13 protein-coding genes and 1 pseudogene are annotated in these 15431 nt (G+C 30.7%); 12 read left to right on the top strand and 2 right to left on the bottom strand.

All coding sequences use genetic code 11. From position 1 onward, the window contains the following. Positions 1-293 precede the first annotated feature (293 nt). The 8 genes from CLVI_RS15845 to CLVI_RS15810 all read left to right on the top strand — a co-directional run bounded on the left by CLVI_RS15845 (position 294) and on the right by CLVI_RS15810 (position 7955). On the top strand, positions 294-833 hold the full coding sequence (locus CLVI_RS15845; RefSeq protein ID WP_106061076.1) for an ECF transporter S component: 540 nt from the start codon (positions 294-296) through the stop codon (positions 831-833). Beyond that, on the top strand, positions 823-1410 hold the full coding sequence (locus CLVI_RS15840; protein ID WP_106061075.1) for a class I SAM-dependent DNA methyltransferase: 588 nt from the start codon (positions 823-825) through the stop codon (positions 1408-1410). The genes CLVI_RS15845 and CLVI_RS15840 overlap by 11 nt, the downstream gene beginning before the upstream one ends. A 149-nt stretch (positions 1411-1559) precedes the next feature. Continuing rightward, on the top strand, positions 1560-2660 hold the full coding sequence (locus tag CLVI_RS15835; RefSeq protein WP_106061074.1) for an NERD domain-containing protein: 1101 nt from the start codon (positions 1560-1562) through the stop codon (positions 2658-2660). A gap of 270 nt (positions 2661-2930) precedes the next feature. Then, complete coding sequence (locus CLVI_RS15830) at positions 2931-3755, top strand: SDR family NAD(P)-dependent oxidoreductase (RefSeq protein ID WP_106061073.1); 825 nt, start codon at positions 2931-2933, stop codon at positions 3753-3755. Between the two features lie 45 nt (positions 3756-3800). Further along, positions 3801-4085, top strand: a complete 285-nt coding sequence (locus CLVI_RS15825) for a hypothetical protein (RefSeq protein WP_106061072.1) — start codon at positions 3801-3803, stop codon at positions 4083-4085. A gap of 32 nt (positions 4086-4117) precedes the next feature. Beyond that, the gene (locus CLVI_RS15820) at positions 4118-4327 is read left to right on the top strand and encodes an HRDC domain-containing protein (protein ID WP_170065702.1); all 210 of its coding nucleotides are present in this window, start codon (positions 4118-4120) and stop codon (positions 4325-4327) included. Positions 4328-5028: 701 nt separating this feature from the next. Then, the gene (locus tag CLVI_RS15815) at positions 5029-5727 is read left to right on the top strand and encodes an ABC transporter ATP-binding protein (protein ID WP_106061077.1); all 699 of its coding nucleotides are present in this window, start codon (positions 5029-5031) and stop codon (positions 5725-5727) included. A 14-nt stretch (positions 5728-5741) separates the two neighbouring features. Continuing rightward, the gene (locus tag CLVI_RS15810; protein ID WP_207655398.1) at positions 5742-7955 is read left to right on the top strand and encodes an ABC transporter permease; all 2214 of its coding nucleotides are present in this window, start codon (positions 5742-5744) and stop codon (positions 7953-7955) included. A gap of 173 nt (positions 7956-8128) precedes the next feature. On the opposite strand, the pseudogene aspD reads toward CLVI_RS15810, so the two are convergent. Together aspD and CLVI_RS15800 are read right to left on the bottom strand one after the other, a co-directional pair. Further along, positions 8129-9748, bottom strand: a pseudogene (gene aspD, locus CLVI_RS15805) (aspartate 4-decarboxylase). Between the two features lie 446 nt (positions 9749-10194). Further along, positions 10195-11613 (bottom strand): amino acid permease, encoded by a 1419-nt coding sequence (locus CLVI_RS15800; RefSeq protein ID WP_242980750.1) that lies wholly within the window; start codon positions 11611-11613, stop codon positions 10195-10197. A gap of 144 nt (positions 11614-11757) precedes the next feature. Between CLVI_RS15800 and CLVI_RS15795 the strand changes: the two genes are divergently transcribed. The 4 genes from CLVI_RS15795 to CLVI_RS15775 all read left to right on the top strand — a co-directional run bounded on the left by CLVI_RS15795 (position 11758) and on the right by CLVI_RS15775 (position 15318). After that, on the top strand, positions 11758-11943 hold the full coding sequence (locus tag CLVI_RS15795; RefSeq protein ID WP_106061068.1) for a CBS domain-containing protein: 186 nt from the start codon (positions 11758-11760) through the stop codon (positions 11941-11943). Between the two features lie 401 nt (positions 11944-12344). Continuing rightward, the gene (locus tag CLVI_RS15785; RefSeq protein WP_106061067.1) at positions 12345-12803 is read left to right on the top strand and encodes a MarR family winged helix-turn-helix transcriptional regulator; all 459 of its coding nucleotides are present in this window, start codon (positions 12345-12347) and stop codon (positions 12801-12803) included. Positions 12804-12838: 35 nt separating this feature from the next. Further along, on the top strand, positions 12839-14092 hold the full coding sequence (locus CLVI_RS15780; RefSeq protein WP_106061066.1) for an MFS transporter: 1254 nt from the start codon (positions 12839-12841) through the stop codon (positions 14090-14092). 167 nt (positions 14093-14259) lie between these two features. Continuing rightward, positions 14260-15318 carry a GerMN domain-containing protein gene (locus tag CLVI_RS15775; protein WP_106061065.1) on the top strand — a complete coding sequence of 353 codons (1059 nt, stop codon included), beginning with the start codon at positions 14260-14262 and terminating at the stop codon, positions 15316-15318. Positions 15319-15431 lie beyond the last annotated feature (113 nt).

Genomic DNA, 15431 nt, shown 5'->3' with positions numbered 1-15431 from the left:
TTTAAAAGTATCATCCATTCTTCTTTAGATCTTCTTTCTGCCATGCAAATTACCTCCTACTAAGTATAGGAGTATTATCACATTAATTTACTGCCAGTCCTAGGTGATGAGTTATTTGACGCTTACTTTTTAACCACGAAGGTTGATTACTTTAAGTTGTAATCAGTTTTCGTGGTTTTATTTTTTATTAAATTTTAAAGAAATCTGCTAAATGGATGGAATATGTAGAGGATATTGCAAATATCTTTAAGATGTGTCTTTAAATCTAATCAATACGAAAGGAAGGAATTTTTATGAACCAAAATTCAAATTTACATCAAGTAGTTAGAGCTGCTTTACTTATTGCTATAGGTCTTATATTACCACAAGCATTTCATAGCATTCAAAATGCAGGATCTATATTTTTACCGATGCACATACCAGTTTTAGTTGGTGGATTTATATTAAATCCTTACTATGCATTATGTGTAGGTATAGTAACACCAATATTAAGTTTTGTTTTTACTGGGATGCCGCCTATTCCTTATATATATGTAATGATACTAGAGCTAGCAAGCTATGGTCTATTTATTTCTTTGTTGCACAATAAGGTTAAGATAGGCATGTATCCTTCATTAATAGGAGGAATGCTCGCAGGAAGAGTTGTGAGCATTATAGGAAATTATTTAATACTACATGTACTAATGAGCAGACCATTTAATATTACAACTGTAGCGGCTGGAGTATTTATTCAAGGAATACCAGGTATTGTAATTCAAATTATTTTAATCCCATTAATTATTTATGTACTTAAAAGAAATTTAAATATGGTGGTAAATCATAATGGACAATAAATTTTTTTTAAACAGCTTAGCAGAAAAATGGGATAGCATTTGTTATCATCCTAGTGAAAAAGTAAACTATGTTATTAATAAAATGGGGTTAAAAAATGGAGATAGTATTTTAGATATAGGGAGTGGGACAGGTGTGACTATTCCATATTTAGAAGAAAGAATAGGGACTAATGGCAAAATAACTGCACTAGATATTGCTGAACAAATGATTGAAATTTCAAAGAAGAAAAATATTTATGAAAATTTGGATTTTGAAATCAAAGATTTTTTTCAATATACTACAATTAAAAAATTTAATCATATTTTAGCTTATTCTTGTTATCCTCATTTTAAGGATGAGGAAAGTTTTTTTAAGAAAGCTCATTCTTTATTGCAAAATAAAGGTAAAATTGTGATAGCACATATAGAAAGTAAAGAAGCTATAAATAGCAGACATAGGGAAGAGGAAAACCATATAATATCAGATATGCTTTCTGATGTAGAAAAAATATGTGAATTAGCAAATAATCAAGGATTTAAAAGTATCTATAAAGAAGATAACAAAGAGTATTTTATTTTTGTTGGCGAGAAAATTTAGCCACTAATTATCAAGCACCAGAGATTTTCTTTGGTGTTTTTTGTTGAGCTTATATGAAAATGGGGTTTTAAGGAGGTTTATTATAATATATGTAGAATTATATACTAAAGATAAGTGTGGATATGTAAAAGCAGAAAGGCGTGAATTAAATGTCTATATTAGAAGCGATTTTTGGACAAAAGAAAACTATAGATAAACCAATTTTTATAAAGGATTTTTGTAATGATAATACTCAACTTAAAGATTTGCAGGATTTATTTGATAAGCTGAATGATGGAGAAAAGAAAGATGTTATTGAAAAAGATATAATGCTGCAGAGGTATGGAATATCAGGAGAGAGTAATGTTCATTATGAATTAAAGACCTCATTTATGCCTATGCTTTGTCTACATGATGTAAGAATAGAACATGAAGATTATGTAGCACAGCTAGATTTTGTAGTTATAACAAATAAGTTTTTAGCCGTATTGGAAACTAAAAAGCTTAATGGAAATATTACTGTCAACCGAGATGGAGATTTTATAAGAACTATAAGGACAAGGCGTGGTAGAGAATTTAAAGAGGGGATATATAGTCCAATAACACAGAATGCTAGACATTCAAAGATTGTGAAGGAGTTGCTTTCGCAGAAATTAAACATTAATAAGATACCCCTTAAATCATTAGTAGTTATGGCCAATCCAAAGTCAATTATTAATAAAGATAAGTGTCCTAGTGATATTAAAGCTTCCCTATATAAATGTGATCAAGTTATAAAACAGTTGGAAAAACTTCAGGGTGATAAGAAGAATGAATATAATATAAATGAAAAAAGAATGTATGCTATTGCTGATTTGCTTTTAAAAATGAATACACCAATACATTTTAATAATCATGCTAAATATAATCTTGTAGAGAGAGACTTCTGTAAATATGGTGATGTTGTAAAAACAATTGCTGAAGTTATATCTGAAATTGTTGTAAAACCTGAGATAAATAAGGATGAAGCAATAGAAGAAAAAGTTGAAACTGTCATAAAAGAAAGTTCTAAAAAGGATATAAATTTATTAACTAAGGAATTAAAGAAGTTCAGGCTTGAAGCTTCAAAAGAAGAAAATACGCCTGCTTATTGTGTTTTCAATAATGCTCAAATGGAAGACTTGATTGAAAAATATCCGGTGACACTGGAAAAGTTGCTTGAGGTAAAGGGATTCGGAGAGAAGAAGATAGAAAAGTATGGTGAGGGAATATTGAGGATAATGAATAATTAGTGTGGATAAAATTTCTAGATTGTATTGATAAAAATTATAAAGTAAAAGCATTTCATTAGAGTAAAATTTAATGAAATGCTTTTTGCGTAGGTAACATAGAGTGGTGACTGTCCCCATTGCGAACAGAGTGAGCTTATTTCTCTGACCTTTATTTTAGGTGGAATTATTTTTATATAAACAAGACATACTATGTTTGCTAACTCAATTAGAGTTTGTTCTTCACATAGATTGTGAATTGTCTAAACTTGAAATTAACTAAGAGGTGATAAATTGAGAAAAATATTAATTACTGGCTGTGGTTCTGGCCTTGGACGTGAGGCTGCAATTACTTTAGCAGGTAGAGGGCACTATGTATATGCAACAACTCATACTCAAGAACAAGCAGATAAGTTAAATATCCTAAAACAAAAATATAAGCTTCCTCTTGAAAGCTTTAGACTAGACGTTTTATGTAGGGATGATATAATGAAAGTAATGAATATTAAAATTGATGTTTTAATAAATAATGCTGCTATTGGAGAATCTGGTTCCGCAGCTGAAATAGATATTAATAAATATAGAGATACATTTGAAACCAATGTATTCTGTCCAATTGAATTAACTCAAATTGTTTTAAAACAAATGATTTCTAGAAAAGAAGGGAGAATAATTTTCTTATCCTCCTTAGCTGGACGTTCTCCTATACCATTTTTATCTCCTTATTGTGCAACTAAAGCTGCTTTAGAAGCTATAGGATCATCTTTAAATGAAGAACTTAAAGAACTTAAGGATGTTAATATTCCCGTTATATTAATTGAACCTGGTTCTTATGCTACTGGCTTTAATGAAAAGAATGTAGCTAAACAATTTAATTGGATGAGGATTGATTCTTACTTTAAACCTAATATAAGGTTGTTAGAAAAAAAACAATATGCATACTTTAAGTTAACTGAATCTACTAATATAAATTCAATAATTGATAAATATATTCAAGCTGTAGAAGATAAACATCCAAAAGAAAGATATATAGCCCCTACTATTCAAGGATCTTTTGTTAAAATTAAAAATACACTTTGTAAAATAGCAAGTAGGTCGTTACGAACCCCACAACGGTAACGGTATAGATATAATTCATCTAGACAAGTTTTAGGCTCAGTATATATGAAAAATGGAATTTTAAGGAGGTTTATTATAATATATGTAGAATTATATACTAAAGATGAATGTGGATATGTAAAAGCAGAAAGGCGTGGTAGAGAGTTTAAAGAGGGGATATATAGTCCAATAACACAGAATGCTAGACAATTAAACATTAATAAGATACCCCTTAAATCATTAGTAGTTATGGCCAATCCAAAGTCAATTATTAATAAAGATAAGTGTCCTATTGATATTAAATCTTCCCTATATAAATGTGATCAAGTTATAAAACTGATGATGTTGTAAAAATAATTGCTGAAGTTATACATGAAGTTGTTGTGAAACCTGAGATAAAAAAGGCTGAAGAGATAAAAGAAGAAAATACTCCTGCTTATTGTGTTTTCAATAATGCTCAAATGGAAGACTTGATTGAAAAATATCCGGTGACACTGGAAAAGTTGCTTGAGGTAAAGGGGTTCGGAGCAAAGACGATAGAAAAGTATGGTGAGGAAATATTGAGGATAATGGGTAATGAAATAAAGTTATGAAAAGAAATTTATCAATAGGTAAATTTTTATACTTAAATAACAAAAAACCAAAGCAATGCTCTGGTTTTTTATTTATTAGTGTGTCTACTTGTGTAAGATTAACTTTGTATCCCATATAGTCCAATGCTAATCCATTAAAGCACAGAAAAATTAGGCGCGAAAAAGGGAGTTCATTAATAAGTGTAAATGTATTAGCGTTTGAGAATACAATTGACTAAGCGCTTTAGCTATTTGAAAAGCTATATCTAAAGTCTGTAATGGTCTAAATCTAACAGTTTCCTCTCCTGTTTAAATCTCGTGATAAAGTCCTCACCAATTTTCATGATATTCTTGTTATTTCCGGAGCTGGTTTTGAGATCTCTGCGCTTAGTGGAATCGGTTTTATTGGACTTTTATATGTTATAATGCGTATCAACGGGAAAGTAGTTGGTGCTTGGTTTGGTGGGAAGATTACTAAACAAGACAATAAAATATGCAAATATTTAGGGCCAACACTTATGCCCCAAGCAGGAGTCGCATTGGGATTAATTGTAGTTGCTGGAAATCTTATATCGGAATATGCAGCGCAAATTCGTGTTATTATACTATGCTCAACATTTATATACTCAATAATAGGACCTGTTGCCGCAAAGTTTTCACTAGAAAAATCTGGTGAAATCATAGTTCCAGATAAAATAATATTGCAAGAGCGGGGGAAGAAAATGTTTATAAAAATAAAAAATGCAACCAAGTCTTATGACACCGGAAAAATATCTATCAATGCATTAAAAAATGTAAATTTAACAATGAATGAAGGAGAAATTGCAGTAATACTTGGTCCTTCAGGTTCTGGTAAATCTACTTTACTTAATATAATAGGTGGAATAGACCATATTGACAGCGGAAATGTTATTGTAGATGGTGTAGATATTATGAAGTTAAATGATAATAAACTAACTCTGTATAGAAGAGATTCAGTAGGGTTTATATTTCAATTTTATAATCTGGTACCAAACTTGACCGTTTATGAAAATGTAGAAGTGGCTGCCAACATAAGTAAAAATCCTATTAATATAGATGAAGTTTTAAATTCTGTTGGTATGAGTGAATTTAAGAATAGGTTCCCTAGAGAATTAAGTGGTGGTCAACAGCAAAGGGTATCTATTGCAAGGGCAATAGTTAAAAAGCCTAAACTTTTATTATGTGACGAACCTACTGGTGCTTTGGATTATAAGGCAGCTAAGGAAATTTTAAAACTAATTACAGAAGTAAATAAAAAATTTGCTACTACAGTAATTATAATAACCCATAATACTGCAATTAGTGGAATAGCTGATAGAATAATAAAGCTTAGAAGTGGTGAAATAAGTGAAAATGTAGTAAATGAAAATGTGTTATTAGCTGAAGGGATTGAATGGTAATGGTTATAAAGAAAATGATTAAAAGAACTATATTCGAATATAAAGCACAGTATATAGGTTCTATAATTTTAATAATAATAAGTTGTATGCTTTATAGTTCTTTTAATATAGCTATGTCAGATGTACAGGATAATCTTAGTAAATTCAGGATTAATAATAAATTGGAAGATGCTAGTTTTATAATACAAAATCCAATAACAAATATAAATGAACTGGAGAAAAAGTATGATTTAGTATTAGAAGAAAGGGAATCAATAGATTATACTGATGAAAATAAATCAGTACTAAGAATATTAGGAAGCACTGATAAAATAGACAAATATGCAGTTATAGATGGTAAGTCTATTATAGGAGAAAATGAAATATTAATAGATAAAGCATTTGCTAGTGCTCATTCATTAGATATTAATGCTGAACTAAAGATTAATAATACTGCTTTTAAAATAGTTGGCTATATGAGTACACCGGACTATGTGTATCCATTAAAGTCTGAGAGTGATATGCTAAAGAATCCCAAAAGCTTTGGAGTAGCCGTGGTGTCTAAGGAGGATATTAATAAAATAGGTACAGGGACTACGTTTTATAGTGTTAAATTCAACAAAGAAAATATAGGTGAATTTAAAAAAGATTTAAGTGTGGATAATATATTAATTCAATGGATAGATAAGAAAGATAATAACAGAATTTCTTTTATAGATGGCGATTTGAAGGGTGGAGTTATGATTGGCAAAGTAATGCCGATAGCTATTTTAATCCTAACTTGCATACTTATATCAGTTGTATTATCAAGGCTACTTAAAAGAGAATATTTGGTGATAGGAACTCTATATGCCCTTGGCTATACAAAGAAAGAGTTAGTAAGGCATTATCTTAAATATCCGATAATAACTTCATTAATAGGAAGTACCACGGGGACCGTAATAGGCAGTTTACTTGTAAATCCATTACTTTCTACAGTCACAAAATATTATAATCTCCCTTTATTGACTATTAATTTTGATATTAAATATACAATTTTAAGCCTTATACTTCCATTTGTATTTTTAATTCCAGTAACTTATGCAGTAATAAATAAGGCTCTTAAATTATCACCATTACAGCTAATGAGAGGTGGAAATAATAAGACAAAAGTAAACTTTATTGAAAGAAAGCTTAATTTGGATAGATTTAATTTCAATACAAAGTTTAAAATAAGAGAGCTATGCAGAAGTTTACCTAGAACAGTTCTTATGATTTTAGGTGTAACCTTTGCCTCCATGCTACTTTTAATTGGTTTTGCAACAAAGGATTCAATGGATTATATGGTAAATAACAGCTATACAGATATATATAAATATAATTATGAATACACATTTAATGCACTTCAAATCGGAGAGGTAGATAAGGGTGAGAGGAGATCATTATCAACCTTTACTAGCGAACTTAATAATAAAGATGAAGATTTTATTATTTATGGAGTGGAAAAAGATTCAAAATTAATTAATTTAGTAGATAAAAATAGTGAAATCATAGGCTTCAACAAGGTCATCATAACTAAATCCATGAGTGAGCAATATAATATAAAAGAAGGCGAAAGTATTAAGGTTAAGAATAAATTAAATTCAAAGGAATTCACCATAAAAATAGATGAAATTGCAGAGGCTTATACTGGGAATATAATATATATGCCATTAGGTGAATTCAATAAGGTAAATGATTATCCTGAAAATAGCTATCTTCAAATAGATTCTGATTATAAATTAAATATTCCTGAAAATAAGCTTATATCAGAGACAAGTAAGCAAGATATAATAGATGGGTATAATACATTGCTTATGCCAATTAAATACATGATTGGCGGAATTGCGATTACAGCATTTATTATCGGTCTTATAGTAATTTATATAGTGACCTCACTTGTAATTGAGGAGAATAAAGCTAATATATCGATGTTTAAAATTTTGGGATATAAAAAGAAAGAGATTTATTCTTTGATACTCAGTAGCAATATCATACTTGTCATATTTGGATATATAATATCAGTGCCTTTAATAATAATGTCAGTAGCAAGTTTTTTTAACGTAATGACAAAGAATATGAATATAACTATTCCTACTAAATTAAATATCAGCAGTATTCTTATTAGTTTTGTGATTATTATTATAACCTATGAAATATCTAAGTCTTTAAATAAGAGTAAAGTAATGAAGATATCTATGGCAGATAGCTTAAAGGAAAAGAGAGAATAGCTTGTTAAAAAAAGATTAAACTTCTAATGAAGATATAATTCATTCTGTTATATGTAAAGGTAAACTAATGGTTCATAATTATAAACCTATTGTCTTTGGTGCTTTCGAGAACAATAGGATATAAATTAACCCGTATTATTCATGAATAATACGGGTTAATTTATAGAAAAAATCTATTTGAAAGCTGGTACATACTCTTCTAATATTTTATGAAGCACTTCCCCAATTTTGGAATAAGACTCATCATTTAAGTTTGCTAGTGATATTCGGACAGATCATTCTGGTCCATGAAATCTATCAACACTTAATAACACTATTGATGATTCCTCTGCCAAGCGGAAAAGGATATCCACTGGTTTATAATTCTTTTGCAAGTATTTCGCGAATTCATTACCGTAGTGATAATTAGCCCATCCTAAAATGTCAAATTGTGCATAATAAGCAGCATCATAAGGATTTTTTTGTAATTCTAATCCAAGTCCATTGAATAAAAGATTTTGACGGCGGTGACAAATATCCTTTGTTAATTGTTTATAATTATTTGCCTTATCAAGTAAGGCAAACATTGAGAAAAATGCCATTTGTACTTGCTGAGGAGTTGATAAACCTGAAGTATGATTAAGGACTACCTGACGACTGTCGGCTACAATCCTATCAATAAAGGAAATATCTTCTGGATGAGTAGAAAGAGCTTCGTACCGCTGCTTGAGTTCTTGTTCTTTATCAAGGGGCAATTCCCTTATCAATTTATCAAAAATATTGTTTTCATGAAGGGCAATAGTTCCAAGGCGCCAGCCAGTAGCACCAAAATACTTTGAGAAGGAATAGACGCCAATGGAGTTAAATGGTAAATCTGCTAATAAGGAACGAAAATTGTTTACAAAGGTACCATAAACGTCATCGGAAATGATCATTAAATTAGGATTATCCTTATGTACAACCTCAACTAACTGGTTTATGGATTCAGGTTTCATTGCCACAGATGGAGGATTGCTTGGGTTAACAAGAAATAAGGCCTTAATGTTGGAATCGCAGAGCTTATCTAATTCTGATTTAGGGTATTGCCATGTATGTTTGCCATCTAGGCCTATTTCCGTAGCATTTATATTAACAACCTGAAAATTATAGCGTGGTAGAAGGGGAATTTCAAGATACGGTGTAAAAATGGGTGTCATCAGGGCAATTTTATCTCCAATAGATAGTAATTTATTGGAAATCAATGAATCAAATATATAACATATTGCAGCTGTTGCACCTTCTACAGCAAATAAATTGAATTTGCCAATTGGGGGCTCATTGTAACACATTTCTTGAATCAGATAATCGTGGACAACTTTTTCTATATGAGTTAGCATACGGTCTGGTGATGGATAGTTATCTCCAATAATCCCATCTGTGAGCTCGTAAATCCAATCATCTGGAGAAAATCCTTGCACTGTTATCCCATAGTCAAAGATCTTCCTTAGAAGATCTATTCCTGGGACATCATGATGATTATCAATATAAGCAGATAAACGCGCTGCAATCCCTTCTTTTTCAGGCATTCCAGCTAAATCCTGCTGGTTCCATACTCTACGGGTTTCCAAAACGGCAAATTGCCCAAAAGTGAAGAAGGCTTCACGAGGTGTTGCTGCTGTCCAGTTTGGATTACCCCTTCCTGCATCAAGCAAGGTGCGTGCACTTTTTTTTGTTTGCTCTTTTGCAAGGCTAATTAATTTATTTTTAAACTCAAAGGGGCTGATTTTTCCATAAACGCTTTCTATTTCTTGCTTTATACCATTATTTATATCCATTTCTAGATATCACTCCTTTAACTCAGTTTTTTAATCAGTAACATAATTACAGACTATTTTCAAAGTAAATCATCCATAAAACTGTTCTTATAACTTATAGCATTTCCATGTAGTATATGAATATTCAAAGAATATTCATAAAACAGTATCAAATATGTTTATGAGGACAAGAGAAATGAATATGCGTCTTATAATGTATATATAGATTACACTTCAGAAGGTAAGGTTCAACAAAGAGTGGATAATGGGGGAACTGTTATGACTAAGGTTGATGATGCCATTGAAATTAAATAAATTAATAGTATATAAAATAAAGGAGATGCAAAAACATCTCCCCAATACATAAATTATTCATTATAATTTTATTAACTAGATAAAAAGAATGGAGTTGGATTTAGAGAAGCAAAGATTGATGAGGAGTTACAACTAATTGTTGTACTATTTCTTTATTTATTCTTCATCCTTTTGATTGATTTTGCTTTTATAGAAGCAATAGAAATGATAACAATAATACCTATACCTACAAACAATCCGATGCGATGGGTTGGATTAAATGTCACTCCAATTAAAGTAAGGAGTATAAGTAAAATGCCCAAATATGAACTGTAGGGTGCAAAGAACATTTTAAATTGTTTTCCTTCGGAGGTACTTTTGATAGGATAATATTTCCGATTTTTTATTTGTGAAGCTAAAATAATAATCCAATTAGTAATCAATAATACACCTGCAGAAGTGGCTAAATATTCGTAAAGGGTGTCTGGTAATACAAAAGATAATATGATGGTTACAAGTAGACCGCTAGTTCCTATTAAAAGTGCGATGACATTTACGCCTCTTTTATTCTTTCTCAATGCAATTTTTGGCGCCTCATGGTCATTTGCAAGGGATAATAATACATTGGTTATGGCGAAAAGTGCACCCACAAAAGTAGAAAAAGCGGCACTGACAATGATAATATTAAAAATAGAACTCAAATAAGGTATGTGAAATTCGGAAAGTGCTGTAATAAAAGGGCTCTTACTCACCTGGATTTGAGACCAAGATACCATTTTTAAAATCAACACAATGGAGGTAATATATAAGAATGTCAAAGCCAACATAAGCGCATTAATGGCTTTAGTGAAAGATTTATTTTTCTTTAATTCTTTAGAAGCAGCTCCAACTACTGCTACACCAGCGAATGGGAATAGTGCAAAAATAAGAGAAGACCATAGTCCTTTTATGCCATTTGGAAACCAATTAAGGGCTGACAAGGAGATTACTGATGCTCCAGAAACTGACCCCTTTGGGGATACATACCCAAGTATGAATAGTAAACCGAAAATGATAAATGAAACAAGTGCAGCAATCTTTACAATTGCAAAGAATGATTCAGTTTCTCCAAAATCTTTTACTCCTAGTAAATTAATGCCGAGTCCTAAGCAGGAGTATATAAAGGAGAATGCCCATAATGGAATCTGTGGAAACCAATAGCGTGAAAATAAAGATAAAGCAGTTACTTCACTAGACATAATCAGTACCCCTGCAATCCAAAACATCCAGCCACTAATGAAGCCAATATTGTCTCCGAGAGCTTTTCTAGCGTAATTCCTAAAAGATCCTGTTTCTGGATCATTTATTTTCATTTCTGCGAGTGAGCTAAAGGTGATATATGAAATAAGTCCCGCAATTGAAAATGCAAGGATTACAGAAGGCCCAGTTAAACTAATTGCCACACTGCTTCCTAAAAAGAACCCTGCTCCAACGATAGAGCCAATTCCAATGAGACTTAGTTGCCACCAAGTTATTCCAGTCTCCCCACTCCGTTTCTTTTCCTTCTTCTTATGGTGTTCTACTATCTGTGAAACTGTCTTTTCATCATTCAATCTGTATCTCCATCCTTTCAAAATCATTGTAAAAACTACAAAAGTTCCTGATCACCCTGATGTAACTAATTAGATATGGTTTTAGTAAAATAACTTGATTGAAGTATAACATACTTCTGTTTTAGTCAAACTGTTATAGAAGTGATGTCTTCAAATCCTGTGGTAGGATCTCCTGATATGAGCTTAGATGATGCTTCTAGAATAATGAGTGAACAACAAATAAGAAGACTTCCTGTAGTTGAAAATCAAAAATTAGTTGCTTTAGGTGATTTAGCAGTTCAACCTAACTCCGATCAAAAAGCAGGTAATGCTTTAACTAACATATCTTAACAAACTACACAACAGTAATATAATTTTATTAAGGTAAAAACTAAGTAAATTGTAACAAAAAGACCCTACAAAGTAGAGTCAGTTAGATTTAAGGCAAATACGCCTCTTTTTTAACTGTCTACCTTATAGGGTCTATTTTATTTCTCCAAGGCTTTTAAAATTACTTGATTTATATTTTTAGATGGATCGGTATTAATTTCTTTGGGTGGAATAACAGGCTCTTGAATATGCTTTAATTATAGACAGTAATTTCAACATATATACAACTGCAATTAAATTATTATTAAGCAGCTATCTAATAATTTATAACTTGCTTTAATGATTAAGATGTAGTAAAACTATTAACATATTAATAGTTAATATATTAATAGTTAACACATTAACTATAGGAGGAAAATAAGATGAATGATAGTACAAAAATAATGGAATTGCTAAAAGAAGTTAATACGTTGATGGACAAAGGACTAAAAAGTTACTTTTCAAATTGTGGCATAACTGTTACACAACTTGCAGTAGTGAATATTCTGGGAAAGAGGGATAGGGTAAAACTTAATGAATTAAGTGAAGAACTGAAGATAACACCAACGGCTGTTTCGTTAATTGTTAATCGACTCGAGTCACAAGGGGTAATTGAAAGGGTAAGAAGTGAAGAGGATAAAAGAGTAGTATATGCAAAACTATCAGATAAATTTAAAGCTACACATGGAAATTTGGACAATAATATAAATGGATTTTTATCCTTGTTACTTAAGACGAAAAATGAAAAAGAAGTACAGAAAATATTTGATGGATTGGAATTATTAAAAAATCTACTGGAATCCAGTGAGAATATCATATCAGATCACATTAAGCTCAAGTAACAATTAGTAAAAGAATAAAGATTGGAGTGAAATTTATGAAAAATAAAAAATTCTCAATAGGGACAATATTTTTTACAGTATTTTTAGATCTATTAGGATTAGGTATTATAATTCCAATATTACCTGCGCTTCTCATTGACCCAATAGGCGGTATATTGCCAATGGCATATTCTTTTTCAACTAGAACCTTAATATTTGGTTTTTTGATAGCCGCTTATCCACTAGCACAATTCTTTGGTGCACCAATTTTGGGTTCACTGGCGGATCAAAAGGGTAGAAAAAAAATATTAACAGTATCATTAATTGGTACAGTTGTTGGTTATGCAATTTTTATACTAGGAATACTTACATCTAACCTTTCCCTTTTATTTTTAGGAAGAATTGTTGATGGATTTACAGGGGGAAATATATCTATAGCACAGTCTGCAATTGCTGATGTGAGCACAGAAGAAACAAAATCCAAAAACTTTGGTTTAATTGGAATGGCCTTTGGGTTAGGTTTTATTATAGGACCATATGTTGGAGGGAAGCTTTCTGATCCTTCCGTAGTTAGCTGGTTCTCTTATGTAACACCATTCTATCTTACTATACTATTAGCAATTATTAATGTGTTTTTAGTAATGCGTAACTTCTCAGAAACTTTAGTAACTAAAAGAGCAGTTAAAGTAAATTTATTAACAGGATTTACAAATATAAAAAAAGCATTTACCTATAAAGATTTAAGAGTTATGTTTTTAGTGGTTTTTTTATTGACTGTAGGGTTTAATTTCTTTACACAGTTTTTTCAAGTATTTTTGTTCGAAAAGTTTAAATTTACGCAATCTCAAGTTGGTGATTTTTTTGCTTACATGGGGATTTGGATAGCTATTGCACAAGGTGCAGTTTTGAGGCCACTTTCAAAGAAGTTTAAGCCTGCTAAAATACTTAGCTACTCAATAGTTCTATTAGCAATAAGTTTTCCGTTTTTATTAATAGCTAATGAGCGAGTATGGTTGTATTTAATAGTTCCATTTATAGCAATATTTCAAGGCCTTACCCAACCAAATGGAACAGCTATTATTTCTAACTTAGTAGGTAGTGGAAGACAAGGTGAAATTCTTGGAATTAATCAATCTATATCATCATTAGCACAGGCAGTGCCACCTATAATTGCTGGTTTTGTAACCGCAGTTAATATTAATCTTCCAACTTGGTTTGCCGCAATATCCACATTGTTTGCATGGTTAGTATTTAAAGGTTTCTTTAAGGGAGAAAAGTTGATTGTGGAAACAAAAACGTTGAAACATTAAAAGAATAGAAGACTTAGATGTGACTATATTTTATAGTTGCCTCTAGGCCTTTTTTATATAGATAAATGGAATGTTTATTTCACTAAACAGTATGATATATACAAATTGTAGCTATACTAAATTTGAATTATAATATAGATATAATTAATTGAAAGGTGGCGCTAAAAATGAAAAAAGGCATTGTATTATTTAGTTTGGTTTTATTACTAGCTTTTTTATTTGGTTGCACAAATTTTGATAATGATAAGAATAGTGGTAATGATAGTAATAGTGATAATGAAGAATCGGCGCAAGAGTTTTTAGAAATTAAAGATTATTATCCAATGAAAGAAAATATCAAATATGTTTATGAGGGCAAGGGAAATGAATATGCGTCTTATAATGTATATATAGATTACACTTCAGAAGGTAAGGTTCAACAAAGGGTGGATAATGGGGGAACTGTTATGGCTAAGGTTGTTGAATTAAAGGATGGTAAGATTACAAGGTTGCTATCAAGAGGAGAAGCATATTATAGAGAAAACCTTTTAGAAACAAAAGGTGATGAGGATGAAGTTCTTCTAATGGAACCACTAACAGAGGGAACAACTTGGAAAATTAAGGATTCAAGGGTAAGAACAATAACTGATACATCTGTTGATATAACAACTCCATGGGGTAGCTATAAAGCAATTGAAGTTGTTACTGAAGGCTCAAATGATAAAACCATTGACTACTATGCTAAAGATGTTGGTTTAGTGAAATCAGTATTTACTTCTGGAGAAACTGAAGTGACTTCTTCACTAAGTAAAATTGAGGAAAATGTTTCATTAACTCAAAAAATTAGTTTCTTTTATCCAAATGTTAATGATGATAAAATTTATTATAAGGATAAAGATATAAGCTTTAAGACCAATGATATAACTAGACAAGTTTTAGCCTCAGCTTATGAAGAATTAGCAGATAGTAGTTTAGGAAAAGTATTTTCCGCAAATACAGAAATCAACAGTCTATATTTAAATAAAGACAATATGGTTTATATTGATTTAAATAAAGATTTTGTAACTGAGATGAATGCTGGGTCAGGATATGAAAGCATGATTCTTCAAAGCATTGCAAACACTTTTGGCAAATACTATAATTCAGAAAAAATTATTTTAACCATAGATAATAATCTTTATGAATCTGGTCATAGAGTTATGGAAAAGGGACAATATATTGAAGTCAAGTATGATGTTAGAGTATAATTTTAGTAGGCAAAGGTAGCAAAAAAATAAAGGAGATGTAAAAACATCTCCCCAATACATAAATTATCCATTATAATTTTATTGCTAAGATAAAAAGAATGGAGTTGGATTTA

The organism is Clostridium vincentii (genome assembly GCF_002995745.1).
GTDB lineage: Bacteria > Bacillota > Clostridia > Clostridiales > Clostridiaceae > Clostridium > Clostridium vincentii.
This window is presented reverse-complemented; position numbering and strand designations above follow the sequence as displayed.